Raw genomic sequence first — 16,076 nt, forward strand, 5'->3', positions numbered from 1 at the left:
GGACTGGGCGGGCTGATGCCCTCACCCTAACCCTCTCCCACAGGGAGAGGGGACGCAGGGCTTACTGGCCCTGCGGAATATCGCTCGCATCCTGATGTAAATCATCGGCTGCCGTTTGCGCTGGCTGCGGCGCCGTCGCCATGATGGCGTTCCAGGTGGCCTTCAACTCTTTCATGTCATATTCCGGCTCACCTTTCGGCTGTAACAGAATCAACGCCATATCCTGCGACAACTGCTGGCGCAGATCCTGATTCAGCATCTCCACGGTCAGACCGTTCAGGAAGTCCTGACGCAGTTTCTGATACTGCTCCGGCGCGATATCCACCACCTGATTCTGCAAGGAGCGAATGCGCTGGCTGATTAAGATATCGGTATCGGCGCGGGCATAAGTGGCGAACAGTTTCTGCAATTCAAGGGATTTCTGCGCCACCAGCGCGTTAAACTCCTCTTCAGACAGGCCCTCTTTACGCACTTTAGCCAGCTCTTTCGCCACCACGCCGAGATTGGCATTGAGCTTATCGCCCGGCGATTCCACGTTAATGGCGCACTGGGCGCGCTGGAACAGCACACGGCAGTCAAAGCCCAGGCCAATATCTTTCACGTTGTTCTTGCTGAGCGTCTGCTGAACGTGCCAGAACAGCGCTTCACGCGCGAGATCCGCACGCCAGTAACGCAGCAGCGCAGAAGACTCGCGGATCGGCTGCCAGGCCGTATCCCACATCATTGAAAGACGATCCTGACGCACGGTATCCGTCATGATGCTGACCGTCTCAGGACGCAGCGGGGACAAGGTAGGAACAGGGGCAGGCGTTTCACGCTTCCCTTTCAGATCGCCAAAGGCTTTGTTGATCTGCTCTATCACCGCACGGCTGTCCACGTTGCCCACTACAATGAGGGTCATGGCATCCGGGGTGTACCACTGCTGGTAGAAAGATTTCACCTGCTCTGCATCCACCGGCTGTTTCAGCGGTTCTGCCGGGTCGTGGCCAAGCAGCGTGGACCCTTTCAGGCGGTAGCGCCACCAGCCTTCTTTGGTATCCGTCGGCCAGGTCGCCACCATGTCGCTGTTGCTCAACGCATAGTTTACGGTCTCAGGCGTAATCGCCAGTTTGCCGGTGGCATCGGATAGATAGGTAAGCGCTTCTTTAAGCAGATCGTTACGGTTGTTGGGCAGGCTCAGGTTAAACATGGTGTAGTCATAGGAGACCACAGCCGGGGGCAGCGGGCGTTTCGGATCGATGGCCTGTTGCCATAAAGAACGCACCTGAACCGCCTGCAAACTGCCGCTCTGGGTGAGCGCCAGTCGAGGAATAAAGTGGCTTAAGCCGGTCTGCTGGGTGCTTTCAGTGAGGGAGCCGGTATTCACAGAAAGACGGATTTCAATGCGATCGCTCGGACGTTGCGGAGTGGATAATACCTGCCACTGGAAACCGTTCGCCAGTGTTCCCTGTTGCCAGGCCGGGTCTGGCTGGAGCGCATCTGCCTGCACATAACTGGCTGCTGCCATCATCAGCAAACCGCCGGTTAAGAGTCGAATTTTTGTGCCCTGCATGTGAACCCCTGATCAACATTCCTGGTTAAAGAGAGTGTCTCGCGACGTGAGCACTCAAAGATGACGATGAAAACCTTCCGATTAGACAGCGTGTTCAGCTAAACGTCACGGGCGGAAGTGAAATATACCCAAAAAAAATCTTGTCGAATTATGACAGGTATGAACGGTTATTATGCGCAGGTGCCCGCATCCCCACAAGAGAATACGGGCATTTATGAGGGATTAAGAGGATAAACCGGGGGTTTTGTCCTCAGATGTGCGGTTATTCAGCGTATCGTTAAGCTTCTTGTGATCCAGCTCTTTCACCCACTTCGCCACCACAATCGTCGCCACGCCATTGCCGACCAGGTTGGTTAACGCACGGGCTTCAGACATAAAGCGGTCAATACCGAGGATCAGGGCCAGGCCCGCCACCGGCAGATGGCCCACCGCCGAAATGGTGGCCGCCAGCACGATAAATCCGCTGCCCGTTACGCCCGCCGCCCCTTTTGAAGAGAGCAGAAGCACCACCAGCAGCGTAATCTGATGGAAGATATCCATGTGGCTGTTAGTGGCCTGGGCAATAAAGACCGCCGCCATCGTCAGGTATATCGAGGTGCCATCCAGGTTAAAAGAGTAGCCCGTAGGAATAACCAGCCCCACCACTGACTTACGGCAGCCCAGCTTTTCCATTTTATCGAGCATACGCGGCAGCGCGGACTCCGAAGAGGATGTGCCGAGGACAATCAGCAGCTCTTCACGAATGTAACGGATAAATTTGAAGATGCTGAAGCCGGTCGCACGGGCGATGGAGCCGAGCACCACCACCACAAACAGAATACAGGTGATGTAGAAGCAGACGATCAGCTGGCCCAGCTGTACCAGCGTGCCGACGCCGTATTTCCCGATGGTGAAGGCCATCGCGCCAAAGGCGCCAATCGGGGCCAGACGCATAATCATGTTGATGATGCCGAAGATAACCTGCGAGAAGCTTTCAATGACGTTAAAAATCAGCTGGCCTTTGCTGCCAAGACGGTGCAGGGCAAAGCCAAACAGCACGGCAAACAGCAGTACCTGGAGGATGTTTCCGCTGGCGAACGCGCCAATCACGCTGCTCGGGATCACGTCCAGCAGGAAGGCAACAATCCCCTGATCTTTCGCCTGTTCAGCGTAAACCGCCACCGCTTTCGCATCCAGCGTGGCCGGGTCAACGTTCATGCCCGCGCCAGGCTGTACCACGTTGACAATAATCAGGCCGATAATCAGCGCGATGGTACTGACAATCTCGAAGTACAGCAGGGCAACCGCCCCCGTACGCCCGACCGCCTTCATGCTTTCCATGCCAGCGATACCGGTCACCACGGTACAGAAAATGACCGGCGCGATGATCATTTTGATGAGCTTAACGAACGCGTCGCCAAGCGGTTTCATCTGCGCGCCCAGCTCCGGGTAGTAGTGACCGAGCAGAATACCGATGGCGATGGCTGTCAGGACCTGGAAGTAAAGACTTTTGAAGAGTGAGGTTTTCATAGGGTGTCCCTGGAAAGAAAAACTACAGGCTTTGTAAGGTTATGGTTAACCTGCGGCTTTAAAATAACACCCACATAACAGGACAGAAATAAACGGGGTTCAAATTTGAAACACAAATGTTAAGAACTTTGAGCTGGCTCGCACAAGCCAGCAACAAAATTACACTTTTGCGTTATTGCCAGCGTCGGCGAGATAGCGTTGCTCAAAGATATCCGTCGGTACGGCGCGATCAAACAGGAAGCCCTGTCCGCTCTCTACGCCCGCCGCAGCCAGCCACTCACGCTGGGCGTCGGTTTCAATACCCTCGGCAATGACGTGCAGATTCAGGCTGTGCGCCATCTGAATAATGGCCTGCACCAGGCTGCAATCCTCCGGCAGCCCTTCCACAAAGGTTTTGTCGATTTTCAGGACGTCCACCGGCAACGTTTTCATGTGCTGGAGCTGACGCAGGCCGGAATACCCCATACCGAAATCGTCCAGCGCAATGCGGATCCCGGCATTACGCAGCGGTTTCAGGATGGCGACAGCGTCGTCAGGATTATCGATACAACGGCTCTCGGTGACTTCCAGGATCAACGTGTGGGGCTGGATGCGGTAGCGATGGATCAACTCAAGCATCTCCGGCACCATGGTCGGGTGCATCAGCTGTAGCGCAGAGAGATTCACCGACAGCGGCAGCGTGATGCCCCGTTGTTGCCAGGCCGCAAGCTGGCGGCAAGACTCTTCCAGCACCCAGTAGCCGACGGTGACCATTAGGCCGCAGGACTCGATACGTTCGATCATCCCTTCAGGCAGCTCCCACGTGCCGTCCGGCTGTTGCATACGCAGCAACGCTTCGGCGCTGGTCACTTCACCCGTGCGCAAATTGACCTGCGGCTGTAGCCAGAGCGCAAACTGGCGATTGTCCATCGCCGTCAGAATGTCGCTCTCTTCCGTCAGGCGCTGCTGGGCTTTTTCCATCTGCTCCGGATCAAAGAACTGGATCTGGTTTTTCCCTTTCCGCCGCGCGGTGAACGCGGCCGAGAAAGCCCGACGATAAAGCTGCTCGGCGGTCAGCCCCCCGGAGTACATCGCAATACCGATGCTGGCGCTCGGGCGAAGCTGGATACCCTGAATGGGCAGCCGCTCATTAATGACAGTGAGTACTTGCTGACCTAGCGTAATGGCGTGCCACGGCTCTTTAACACCGTTCGCGATCACCACCAGGTCATAGCCGCTGACCTGGGTGAGCACCATGCGCGGCGCCAGAACGGATTTCACCTTTTCCACCAGCGTCAGTAACAGCATTTCGCGCTGGCTCTCTTTCAGCACGCCCGCCGTGTCCTGCAAGGTTTCGCAGGCAATTACCATCAGCGCGGTGGTCTGCTGGCGGGCGACGGTCTGCTCCAGCAAGGCCATTAAAAACGCTTTGTTTGGCAGATCAGATACCGGAAAACGGGTGGCGTTGCTACTGAGCTCTTCCTGCTGACGCAGGACACGCTGCTGGTTGATATTGTAACTGCGGACCAGCATGCCAATTTCATCGTCGTGATGCAGGCGCGGCAACGGAAGCTGATGCCCCATGTGCTCCTGTGGAGAGAGGTCGTTCAGCTCCCGGGCTATGCGGCGCAACGGATGCACAATTAACCGGTTGATACACCACGTCAGCGCCACGCTCAGCATTAATGTCAAAAGTAAGTAAGTGGTCACTAATGTAGCAACCCAACTCATGACGAATTTATACATGCGGTACGAGTCGGCCTGTAGCACCAGGTAGGCCAGCGGTTGCGGGTTAGCCGGTCTTTCCAGGGAGTAGAGAGGCAGGGAAATTTGCACCGGCAGTTCAAACAGGCGCATCACCATCATCGGGACGGAACGCTCCGGGATAAAGCTCATCCGCAGCGCCTGGAACTGGTTCGGCAGTACAACATCCGCGCGGCTCACGATACCAGCGGGCTGAATGCGCTTCAGGATGGATTCCGCCTCGGGGATATCCCCTTTCAGGATCGAGGCTGACAGGGGTTCCCGCACCGAGCGGGCAATACTTTCCAGTTGCGAAGCCGTGTTGTAGCGATTCTGCTGTACGGAGTGAAACAGCAAAATGACGCAGAAGATGAAGACAAACAGCATTGTGACGGCAGACACCATCGCCATCTGTTTGATCGTTAAGGAACGGCTGACACGCAAAATGACTCTCCACAAAACTCGAAGCGCAGGGCGCACCAGGGTGTAAACCTGGTGCGTCCGAGTATACCCGATAGCTGCACTTTTAAGAGAGACTTACAATTAGATTAAGTAAAAATCCGATCACCAGTCTGCATAAGGCACCAGCGGTTCCGGTGGTAAGTCCATATCACCCTGCCAGCCCGCGGCAGAATACCGAACGTAGAGCAGCGCATGGCTCGGGGTATAGTCTTTTGCTTCCTGAATATCGACGCCCAGACCGACAAACCAGTTGGACGTCACGCGGCGTTCAACAATCGCCCTTGCGGTATAACCCGTGCCTGACGAGCTACTTCCGGTTTCCATCACACCTTTATCGGTATAACGGCCTGGCTCATTGTCCGGGATCAGCCCCTGTAACGGATAACGCATCACATCTTTTGTTTTTGAATGAGACCAGGAGACGGAGCCGCCCAGCTCCCATGACCAGTTCTCTGTGCGTTTACGCCAGTTCACCGGTAAGGCGAACGACACATACTCCTGGGGACTGTAGTAACCGCCCTGGCCCAGCGAATAGCCACTTAAATCCTTATCGTAATGCCAGAGCATGTTGGACACGCCCACCGTCAGGCGTTCGTTGTTCTGATTGATGAGCTTGTAGTAATAGCCGGTCATCCAGCGGACGCGCCAGTTATCTTCGACATTCTTCCCGGTGAGGCTGTCGGCACTCAGGCTTGACCAGATACCGTTAGCTTCGCCTTTGTCGTAGCTCATGCTCACGCCGCCACCGGTGGCACGCACGCCGCCCCAGGTGGTGTCGGTATTGGGATCTTTTTGCCCGGCGAAGGCCAGCACCGAGCTGGAAATCGGACGGCGATGGGCGTTCAGGGTGTAGCCAATCGGCCCTAAATCGTTGCTGTAGCTCAGGCTGCCCACCACATCGACCACGTCGAAGCCCATCGGCGTTGTACCGATATCCCACGCCCAGGTTTTGTTCTGCCAGCCGACGGCCACGCTGGCGCCGTTGGCCGACTGGTTCGTGCTGCCGTGACATGGCGTTTCGGCACAGGTACCCCATGTCGGATCGTAAGTTCCGTTATCGGTGTCAAAGGAACCGGCGTTCATATTGACCAGATCGCTACGGAAGAACATACGTCCATCCGACAGCGGCGCATCAACCTGGAGCATGGTGGTGTGCGCTTTCAGGTCGGAATAGCCTCCCGTGCCGCTGGAGCCCCAGTAGTCGTGTTGCAGCGTGACGTTCAGATCCTGCTGACGATAAAGATCGCCTGCATCGCTGCGCACGCCGCGCTTCAGCCAGTCATCTTTCTCATCATTACGCGTGAGTCGCGTAAAGCTGTCGTTATCGGTCGGACGGGTCGTTGTGATGCCCGATGAGACCATCGCATCTTTCCAGGTGTCCAGCGCCTGCTGAGGCTGACCATTTTGTGCCTGGAAACGGGCGGCATCGCGCATCACCAGCGCACTTTCCATCGAAGGCTGCTGCGATTTGGCCTGCGGAAGAATGGCGTTGAAGGTCTTTTCGGCCGCGGCAGGATCACCCAGTCCGGCCTGCGCCATGGCAAGCCGGCGCTGCATATTGATGGAGAGCGGTTCGCCGTTCTGTGCCGCGGGCAGTTTCGCCAGCGCCGCGCGCGCCGAGTCCTTGTTGCCCTGGGCAAGAGAGACCTCGGTCAGGCCGAGGATCGCGTCTTCGTTCTGCGGTTCGCGTTGCAGAATGGTGTTGTAGGCGGTTTTCGCGGCCTCATGATCGCCCCGCTGTTCAGCCCAGTCCGCCAGCGTCAGGTCGATACGGGTGGACGGAGGCTGCTGGCGAAGCAACGTTTCCGCCTCCTGCTCTTTTCCACTGTCGCGCAGGCGGTTGGCGGTTTCCAGCACCTGGTTACTTTGCAGGCGGTCCGCCAGCGCCTGAATGTTGCCGTTCCACTTGTCGCGCGGCAGCGTGTTCAGATGCGCCAGCGCCGCCCGGTCCTGATCGTTACCGGACAGGTACAGCCCGCTGGCGTAAACCTGATCCGGATCGCCCGGTTTCTGACTTGCCAGCTGACGCATCAGGTTATCCGCCTGGCTGCGCTGACCCGCGCTATACAGATCGCGTGACAGTCGGTAGGTGATCCACACGTCGCCCGGGGAAAGCGCAAGGCGTCGGCGCTGAATTTCTGCGGCCTGCGCATATTTCCCCTCGCTTTCCAGCTGTTCAGCCTGGGCTGACAGCTGCTCGTTCGTCAGGCTACGTTCAATATCATCAATGCTGCGGCGCTGACTGGCAGAGAGCGACTGAATAAACTGCGTCGCCTTCTCCGGAGACTGCGCGCGATAAATATTGGCGAGACCGCGCACCGCGTTGCTGTTGCCGCTGTCCATCCGCAACGCCTGGCGGTAATAGCGCTCGGCCGCGTCGTTATCTTTGCGCGCCGCCGCCGCATCACCGAGCCCCAGAACCGCGTAGCTGTCAGTATTGTCGATATTGCGCGCCTGCTGGTAATAGCGTTCGGCCTGGGCCGTATTGTTGGCTTTCAGGGCGTTATCCCCCTGCTGGATCAGCAGCCAGTATCGGTTGACCTTCAGCAGGCTGTCCCATTTGCCCCGGTTATCGCTCTGCGGATCGAGGGCGATCGCCTTTTCAAACTGCGCAACCGCACGCGCGCGATCGCCTTTCTGAGAATAGGCCTGCCCCAGAGCGCCTACGGCTTCACTGTCAGCGTGGTTGGCGCTGACTGCTTTTTGCAACTCCGTTACCGCTTTACTGCCCTGCCCGGCATCCACTGCGGCTAACCCTTCGGCTTTGGCGCGGAACGCCGGATCGGCGAGCTGTTTTTGCTGTGCTTCAAGCTGGGTGCGCGCCGCCGTCACGTTATCGCCATCGCTGAATACGCTCAGGTATTGTTGCAGCGCGGTGACGCTGGCGCTGCTGACCGGCTGATCTTTGATCTGCTGGTACCACATGTCCGACGCCTGACTGCGGCCATTATTCGATTTGGCCATCTCCTGCAACACCGCGAACCCTTCATCACGCCGTCCGCTCTGGAACAGAAGCTGTGCCAGCGAGGACTGTAGCGGGACGTTGCCCGGACTGCTGGCGTTTATTTTCTTAAGCTGATTAATGGCCAGGTTGCGGCGGGCTGGCTCTTTCGCCACCACGTTCCAGTACTCCGTCGCGATGTCGCCGCTGGGCGGCTTACCGTCAAACAGTTTGTCATACGCGGCAATGGCTTCCTGCGTGTGCCCGGTGGTGGCAAGCAGGCGAGCCTGCTGGAGGGCCTGGCGACCATCCGGCGTGGAGAGCAGCATGGTAGTACGGGAGGACTGGTAGGCACTGGAATCGGCTGCCATTCCTTTCAGGCGATCCAGCTCTTTTTGCGCGCCCGCCGTATCGCCCTGTCGTAACAGGTAGCGGAAGCGCGCGGCAATCACATCCGGGTTGTTGGGATCGATCAGCTCAAGGCGATAGAGCGACTGGCGCACTAAATCCTCACGCTGGGTGGATTCCCCCAGACGGACCTGTTCCAGCAGCTGTCTCTGCTGCGGGGAGTTGGCGGCCTGGGCCAGGGGCATTAGCGCCAGGCCAAGCGATAAGGTGAGTAGATTCAGTGTGAACGTGCGCATTCCTGGCCCCAATCCGGTAGTAATTCACCTTGCACGGTGAAACGAAAACGATGCTGATCCCACCCTTGTCCAAAGAGGGTCAGAACGTAGCTGTAATAAGCATTGTTATCGGGAAAACGATCGGCGACGTGCTGGCGTTGCACCGCCTGCGCGTCCCGGTTTTGTAAAAACGGAAGGAGAGAGGCAGAAAACCCTACCGGCCCATCTCCGGTGCGTTTCCCGGTTGCTACATCCACTTTCTCCGGCGGCAAGCCTTGTTTGATTGTGGTGGTCGCCATGGGCTTGAAACGCGCCAGTAGCCGGGCTTTCTGCGGATCGTTATCGTTCATCATCCCTACCCACAGATAGACGCGAATCGCATCGTAGCTGCCGATCAGGGATGCATCCTGCGACAGCTGCCAGCCGCCCTTTTTTTGGTATTTCACCCAGTTCGGGGAAAATCCTTTAGGCGCGGTCTCCAGCAGCAGACGCAGGTTAGTTTCACGGAGCGTCGTCCACGGCGCGCCAAAACGGGTGAAATAGCTCGCAAGCTGCGGCGGCAGGTAGCTGGGGTTAAAGCGCCAGACACTCTCTTCGGCAAAACCGACTTTACCCGGCAGCAGCATAGAACCCAGCCCCGGCACCTTCACCACTTCCTCACTGGCAATGCGCGTCAACAGCGCCTTACCCGTGCGCGTGTAATCGGGATTTTTCCACAGCCGCCCGGCTTCCAGCAGCGACCAGGCAATCCAGATATCGGCATCAGACGCGGAGTTAGGGTCGATAACCGCCCAGGTTTCGTCGTCCTTTTTTCCCCACAGCCAGGCCGGGAGATGTTGGGCTAAATCTCCCTCGGCAAGGTTATCGCGCGTCCATGCCAGCAGCAGATCGAACGCCTTGCGATCGTTTGCCGCGAGGGCAAAGAACAGCCCGTAGCTTTGCCCTTCGGAGGTGGTGATTTTGCGCGCGTCACTGGGATCAATGACCCGCCCACTTTCGCTCATATAATCCTGCTTGAACGTCTCCCAGGCAGGCCAGCGACAGGCAGCGTGAAGATTCGTCGCCGCCAGCATCAACGCTGCGACTACACACCCGCGAAAGATTTTCATCACCGCTTACTCATGGTCCGGGTTAAGACGACGACGGCTGATGATTCGCAGCAGACGCCACAGTACCCACGCCAGCAATACGACGCTGAGCGCAGCCAGCACGGCCAGCAGCACCGGGTGGTTAGACAGGGCGTACCACAGGCGTTCGAACCACGGCAGATGACCGACGTAGTAGACATCCCCCACGCGCAGGCTGTTTACCCCCGACTCACGGATCACCGAGACGGAACCGAACATTGCTGCCCGTTTACCGCTGTCGTTCATGGCCGTGTTGAGCAGCTCATAGCCGCGTGGGCTGTCCGCCAGCAGGGCGATAACGCTGCGCTGGTCGTTATACGGCGACTGGAAGCCGACAATCGCGGCCATCGGACCCGTTGAACTTACGGTCGTCCTGATATTGGCCTGACGATCGCCGCTGTCCGGCATGATGCTCGGGAACTCGGTCTGACGCAGCGGCGTGTTGACCCATGACTGAGCCGCCTGCACCAGCAGATCGACGCGCTTCTCGTCTTTCAGCTTGTCCGGAATGTTGCCGATGACCATGATATCGGCATCTTTGTTCTGGATCTGACTACCGTCATCCGTCACCGTCACGTTGATAGCCGGCAAGCCGGTTTGCGCCCCAACGGTGCCCATGGTGTCCAGCAGCGTGGCAACCTGACCTTCGTTGGCCGCTTTTGGCATCACGACAATCGATTCAGAGAGATCAGCCATGCGGCTGAACGGGAAGCTGGCGTTAGCAAAGGCACGCAGATCCGGCATCGCGATAAAGTGGTAATACTTCGAGAAGTCGATCGTGGAATCATCGCCAATCACCACGTGGTTTTGCACCGGCTGGAAGGTAATACAGTTTTCCACCGATCCACCCGGCATGGGGTTCATATACTGGAAGTTAAACCGCAGCTGGTTCACCGCACCGAGCTTCAGCGCCGGGATCGACACATCGGTTTTGCCATCCAGCAGCCCCTGCAATACAGGCAGACGAAGCATCAACCGGTTTGTCTCCTGGCTGCTGGTCAGGCTGAACGATTGCAGGAACTGGTTGTTGAGGCTGATATCCATGCGCGAGCTGTCTTTGGTTGCCGGCGCGGTGTAACGGTAGTTCAGGTTGATATCAATGCCGTTGGTGCGCAGCAGATAGAGATCCGGCGGCAGGTTCAGCGACAGGCTGACAGGAGAAGGTTCAAGCCCGGTTGACTGCAATTGCTCTTCATAGGTTTTCAGCTCGCCAAAGGTGATTGCCCGGTCGGTACGTACCCAGTTCGGCGCATCATAAGGCTTACGCGCCAGCAGCGGTTTCACCTCATCCACCACAACGCTGTTACCGCGGAACAGGATATTTCCCTGCGCAATGCCCTTCGCCGCCTGCACCAGATCTTTGTCATCACGGCCGAAGATCACCAGCAGCTTCACGTACGGATTGTCCGGATGGCTGATCATCTCGATGGTGGGTGCTTTCACCTCCGGATGGTCACGCAGGAATGCCGGGCGTTTGGCGTTGGTGGCAAACACAATCGCGTTTTTGTCTGGCATTTTGTCGTACATGACCGGGAAACTTTGACCACGCCAGCCGGAGCGGGAACCAAACCAGGATGCCACGATAGAGGCCGCCAGCTGTTCGGTCACATCCGGCGAGCCGGCAAAGACCATCGGCAGATTCAGCGGACGGTTATCACGCGGGTCGAAGAACGGCACCGGGAAGGCGGAGAGATCGTTTTTCAACGCCAGCGGCTGATAGGTCATCTGAAGCGAAGAGTTACGCCCGACATCCAGCCACAGGGTGCTGCTGGCCGGGTTTTCACAGACATCGCGGTAGTGGCCGACAAACTCCAGACGCACGCGGTTAAAGTCGGTGATAAACAGCGGATTAATCGGCACCTGAGCCAGGGTTTTCTTACCCAGTTGCTCTTTGGTGACGGGCAGGACGTCCATCAGCTCGTCATTCAGATAGACCTTAAGCTGGGACTGCACCGGCAGCAACGACGGCGATGGGGTGTATTCCAGGTTGAGCATCGCTTTTGACACAACTTCATCGCTGCGCATACCGAATTCGATACCGCCATTTGGGTTGATGCCGCGCAGAACCATGCTGCCCGGAGGAGGCGCGATCTGGGCAAACGTCAGCTTAACGTCACGCGACGGCGTATTTTCGGCAACCACCGGCGCACTGGCTCCCGGCACGCCAGGCATGACCTGCCCAACCACCGGGTTGTCGCCGGGCAGCGTATTCCCCGTCGTCGGCTGATTCGGGACAACGTTCTCCGTCTGCCCCGGCGCGGCCGTCACAACCGGATCGGTCGCTTGCGCGACGACAGGCACCGTTGGCGCGGGCGTGGTCGCTGCGTTATCAGGCGCCGCGTTAGCCACTGTTGCAGGGAGCGCACTCATCCCCATTGCCACTGCACATAACCAGGAAAGTTTTGTTTTCATCGCGTTATCATCATTGTTGAGCCATAACCGGGTCCGCCTGCTTCGCTTCATCTCGCTCAGGTCGACGCGGAATGAACGACACGACCCAGGAAACCAGTGAAGTAAGTGACCGGAAAATTAATTTCACCGACGACGGGGCAAATTCTGCAAGGTGACGATAGCCACGGAACCCCAGCTTAAGAATATCCAGCAGGCTTTCCAGAGGCTTATCCTCAGGGAAGCTGTCCTGCCAGAGAGCCCACGTATCCGCGCGGGCAAACGTACACTGCACAAAATCAATGTGTTGTTTTTTGGTCAGCGGCATCAGTTGCAGACCCACTTCATTTCCTCTCACACGCACCACCTGCGTCGGGAAGACATACTCCTGCTGGCCGCGCTTAAGCAGTAGGTTGACCTTCTGCCCCTCCAGCACCTTCGCCTGACCGTTGATCTTGATACCCAGACCGCCATCCGAAAAGTCATGTACGGTACAGGAGAAGAGATGTCCATCGTCGCGGGCAATGGCCGCTGGCATGCTGATTTCGACGCGATGCGCGCGGCGAACCTGCTTGCTCTCCACCGATACCGCCACCGCGCCACCGAGGATAATCAGGTTATAAAACACCCACGCCATACTCACGAAGACCGTCAGAATTTCGTTTTCCGGGCCGTAGAAGTAGCGCCAGATCCCAACAATCACGCCCACAATATTCAGCAGCACCAGGAAGATATAGGGCCGGGAGATCACCCAGTCGACATACTCCTCTTCCACCAGCCCGCCCTTCGCGGTGACGTTGAATTTCCCTTTATGCGGGTTAATCAGCGCCACCATGGTTGGCGGCGCGATGTACCAGGCCAGCACCGTTTCGTAAATTTCACTCCAGAAGGAGTGCCGATATTTCCCCTGAATCTTCGAGTTCGTCAGGCTGGCGTGGATCATGTGCGGCAGAACGAACAGGGCAATCATCAGCGCAGGCGCATAGATGATGTAAGCGTGAAGGAGCAGGAACGCCAGCGGCGCTGTGAGAAAGATAAGCCGTGGAATACCCGACAGGAAGTGGAACATGGCGTTGACGTAGCACAGCCGTTGCGCCAGCTTCAGCCCTTTACCCATCAGCGGGTTATCGAGCCTGAAAATTTGCACCATGCCGCGGGCCCAGCGAATACGCTGGCCGATGTGCGCCGACAGGGATTCCGTGGCCAACCCCGCCGCCTGAGGAATACGCATGTAGGCCGAGGTATAGCCAAGACGGTGCAGACGCAGCGAGGTGTGCGCATCTTCCGTGACCGTCTCGACGGCGATCCCGCCAATTTCATCCAGCGGTTTCCGGCGGATCACCGCACAGGAGCCGCAGAAGAACGTGGCGTCCCACATGTCGTTCCCGTCCTGCACCAGGCCATAGAACAGCGTGCCCTCGTTCGGGGTTTTACGAAAACGACCGAGGTTACGTTCAAACGGGTCCGGTGAGAAGAAGTGGTGCGGCGTCTGCATCATCGCAAGCTCTTTCTCCTTCAGGAACCAGCCCATGGTCATTTGCAGGAACGAGCGCGTTGGCACGTGGTCGCAGTCGAAAATAGAGACGAACTCCCCTTTGGCATATTTCAGCGCATTGTTGATGTTACCGGCTTTCGCGTGTTCATGCGTGGTACGGGCGATGTACTCTACCCCCACTTCGTCCGCGAACTGGCGGAACTCGGCGCGGCCACCGTCATCGAGGATCCAGATTTTGATTTTATCCTTCGGCCAGTCGATACCCAGCGCGGCGTAAATGGTGTTTTTTACCACCGACAGGTCTTCGTTGTAGGTCGGCACGAAGAGGTCCACCGTAGGCCACTGGGTCGTGTCTTTTGGCAGCGGCACCGGCTGTCGATTCAGCGGCCAGATAACCTGGAAGTAACCCACCACCAGCACGATCCAGGCGTAAGTCTCAGCAAACAGCAGGACTAAGCCGCACACCAGGCTGACCGGATCGTCCCAGTTCAGCGTTGAGGTATATCGCCACCAGATGTAGCGGCAGGAAACGGTCAGCGATAGCACAATCAGCATCAGGGCAGAAAAACGCCCTGGTATGCGCCGCACCAGCAGCGCCACGCCCCACAGCAGGATCAGGAAGGTGAACTGCGCCAGCGGGTTGAAAGGCTGGGTAATACAGACCAGCGCAAGAATCAGCGAAAACACCACAACCACGCCGAGAATAAAACGCCGCAAGCCCGGGTGTAGGTGCCCGAGCTCTTTTTGGTTATCTAAATGACCCGTTTTGTCGCCCACCCGGTCGGGTAGCCGGTCAAGCCACTGGTGGTAGTGTTCACGCAGGTTCTGCACACGATCGAAGCTGCGCCAGCGGGACGTTTTTTTCTCCGCGCCCGTTGAGGTCGCCAGTAGCCAGATGGACTGAATAGCGTAGCGCGCGGGATCCAGCGGACGCGGCTTGTCAGGGTTGATATGCGGATAGAGTTCACCGTGGCGCGCGCGAATGCGTTGCCAGCGGGGATGCTCGAGGGGGATGAACATCCACGCCAGAATCATCCACAAACAGCCCAGCGCTGCGCTCAGCGACGAGGCGCCGTGATAACGGTAATGGCGGTAGCGTTCACTTAAGCGCGAACTGACCGGCGGAATGAGCAGCCAGTTAGTCAGGCGGCTCATACTGAACTCCCGGCAGGCTCCGGCCGTTTAGCAAAGTGCAGCAGACACCAGTTGGCCAGCGTCAGGATCTCTTCCGCCGCCAGTGAATCGCTACGGTACTCCCCGAGGGGTTGTTTGGACGCGAGGCACTCCGCCATCGCTTCGTCACGATGGATCACCATCGGCAACAGGCGGCGCTGACTCTGGAGCCAGACCTGGTAGAGATCGTCCTGGATCTGGCTGCCAATGCGCAGATCGTTGATCAGAATATGGGCATTGGCAGGCATCGGCTGCTGATGCAGACGGATATGACAATTCGCATCTACGTTCGCGATGGAGAGCACATGGTCGCACTGCGCCAGCAGCTGGCGGGTCAACGACGCGGCACCGTGCGGCAGGTCCAGCAGGATCCACTGGTAGTGCCCGCTCTCTTTCAGGCTCTGCAATGCGGTGATGAAGCGAGAGAACAGGCGCTGGTACGCGGCTTCATTCCCGCGCTCGGTTTCGGTCAATTGACCAAAGGGAAGCAAATCGAGCTGGGAGGTATAACGCAAACCCGCATCCCGCCAGTCTTTATCGTCCAGAAGCGCACGTCCCCAGCCGTTTGCATGCGTAAAGTCGACATTGAATGACATGCGCAGCAAATTATCGGAACAGGCATCAATGACCAGTACCGATTCACCTAATACCTGCAATGACCACGCCAGCGCCGCGGTAACGGAAGTTGTACCCACCCCACCACGGACGCCCTGTAATCCTAGTACAGCCATCAATGGCTTCCTTATTGTTGTTGGGCAAACTCAGCTAATAACGGCCAACGTTTAATAGCCGCCGCCAACTGTTCCCGCTGGGAAATATCGGTGTAATCTATTTCAGGCAAAGAAAAAGCCTGCGTGAGTGCCAAAAAATCGTTCTGGAATGTGTAACCCAGACTTGAGTCGACTGGGGTTGCGGGTTCGTTATTTTGCATTCTTTTTTCATCCCTTTGAGTAAAATCATAAGATTCAGATGCAGCGAGGCGTCCTGCCCACTAAATTTCATTTACATGCTAAATCTGATGTTCTTTAATTTCAATGTTAGGTTTATTTCTACGCTTTCGCTAGTAAACTGAGAGACATAGAAA

9 protein-coding genes are annotated in these 16,076 nt (G+C 57.3%); all 9 read right to left on the reverse strand.

What is annotated here, in order from left to right; all coding sequences use genetic code 11:
* Positions 1–61 precede the first annotated feature (61 nt).
* Positions 62–1,552 carry a M16 family metallopeptidase gene (locus BFV63_RS21025; protein ID WP_003861190.1) on the reverse strand — a complete coding sequence of 497 codons (1,491 nt, stop codon included), beginning with the start codon at positions 1,550–1,552 and terminating at the stop codon, positions 62–64.
* Positions 1,553–1,774: 222 nt separating this feature from the next.
* Positions 1,775–3,061 carry a C4-dicarboxylate transporter DctC gene (gene dctA / locus BFV63_RS21030; RefSeq protein WP_015571524.1) on the reverse strand — a complete coding sequence of 429 codons (1,287 nt, stop codon included), beginning with the start codon at positions 3,059–3,061 and terminating at the stop codon, positions 1,775–1,777.
* Between the two features lie 159 nt (positions 3,062–3,220).
* Positions 3,221–5,227, reverse strand: a complete 2,007-nt coding sequence (gene hmsP, locus BFV63_RS21035) for a biofilm formation regulator HmsP (RefSeq protein ID WP_003861186.1) — start codon at positions 5,225–5,227, stop codon at positions 3,221–3,223.
* Positions 5,228–5,347: 120 nt separating this feature from the next.
* On the reverse strand, positions 5,348–8,830 hold the full coding sequence (bcsC, locus tag BFV63_RS21040; RefSeq protein WP_048241690.1) for a cellulose synthase complex outer membrane protein BcsC: 3,483 nt from the start codon (positions 8,828–8,830) through the stop codon (positions 5,348–5,350).
* Positions 8,812–9,918 (reverse strand): cellulose synthase complex periplasmic endoglucanase BcsZ, encoded by a 1,107-nt coding sequence (gene bcsZ, locus BFV63_RS21045; RefSeq protein WP_048241688.1) that lies wholly within the window; start codon positions 9,916–9,918, stop codon positions 8,812–8,814. The genes bcsC and bcsZ overlap by 19 nt, the downstream gene beginning before the upstream one ends.
* A gap of 6 nt (positions 9,919–9,924) precedes the next feature.
* The gene (bcsB, locus tag BFV63_RS21050; RefSeq protein ID WP_057979983.1) at positions 9,925–12,348 is read right to left on the reverse strand and encodes a cellulose biosynthesis cyclic di-GMP-binding regulatory protein BcsB; all 2,424 of its coding nucleotides are present in this window, start codon (positions 12,346–12,348) and stop codon (positions 9,925–9,927) included.
* Positions 12,349–12,358: 10 nt separating this feature from the next.
* Positions 12,359–14,974 carry a UDP-forming cellulose synthase catalytic subunit gene (bcsA, locus tag BFV63_RS21055; protein ID WP_048241683.1) on the reverse strand — a complete coding sequence of 872 codons (2,616 nt, stop codon included), beginning with the start codon at positions 14,972–14,974 and terminating at the stop codon, positions 12,359–12,361.
* A complete protein-coding gene (gene bcsQ, locus BFV63_RS21060; protein ID WP_003861177.1) occupies positions 14,971–15,723 on the reverse strand; it encodes a cellulose biosynthesis protein BcsQ in 753 nt (250 codons plus the stop codon). The genes bcsA and bcsQ overlap by 4 nt, the downstream gene beginning before the upstream one ends.
* Before the next feature lie 11 nt (positions 15,724–15,734).
* Positions 15,735–15,923 carry a cellulose biosynthesis protein BcsR gene (bcsR, locus tag BFV63_RS21065; protein ID WP_003861175.1) on the reverse strand — a complete coding sequence of 63 codons (189 nt, stop codon included), beginning with the start codon at positions 15,921–15,923 and terminating at the stop codon, positions 15,735–15,737.
* Positions 15,924–16,076 lie beyond the last annotated feature (153 nt).

The organism is Enterobacter hormaechei subsp. xiangfangensis (genome assembly GCF_001729785.1).
GTDB lineage: Bacteria > Pseudomonadota > Gammaproteobacteria > Enterobacterales > Enterobacteriaceae > Enterobacter > Enterobacter hormaechei_C.

What these genes read in the sequence shown, in the direction of transcription:
- BFV63_RS21025 (WP_003861190.1), bottom strand. Translation starts at nt 1,552, where the DNA reads ATGCAGGGCACAAAAATTCGACTCTTAACCGGCGGTTTGCTGATGATG.
- dctA (WP_015571524.1), bottom strand. Translation starts at nt 3,061, where the DNA reads ATGAAAACCTCACTCTTCAAAAGTCTTTACTTCCAGGTCCTGACAGCC.
- bcsC (WP_048241690.1), bottom strand. Translation starts at nt 8,830, where the DNA reads ATGCGCACGTTCACACTGAATCTACTCACCTTATCGCTTGGCCTGGCG.
- bcsZ (WP_048241688.1), bottom strand. Translation starts at nt 9,918, where the DNA reads ATGAAAATCTTTCGCGGGTGTGTAGTCGCAGCGTTGATGCTGGCGGCG.
- bcsB (WP_057979983.1), bottom strand. Translation starts at nt 12,348, where the DNA reads ATGAAAACAAAACTTTCCTGGTTATGTGCAGTGGCAATGGGGATGAGT.
- bcsA (WP_048241683.1), bottom strand. Translation starts at nt 14,974, where the DNA reads ATGAGCCGCCTGACTAACTGGCTGCTCATTCCGCCGGTCAGTTCGCGC.
- bcsQ (WP_003861177.1), bottom strand. Translation starts at nt 15,723, where the DNA reads ATGGCTGTACTAGGATTACAGGGCGTCCGTGGTGGGGTGGGTACAACT.
- bcsR (WP_003861175.1), bottom strand. Translation starts at nt 15,923, where the DNA reads ATGCAAAATAACGAACCCGCAACCCCAGTCGACTCAAGTCTGGGTTAC.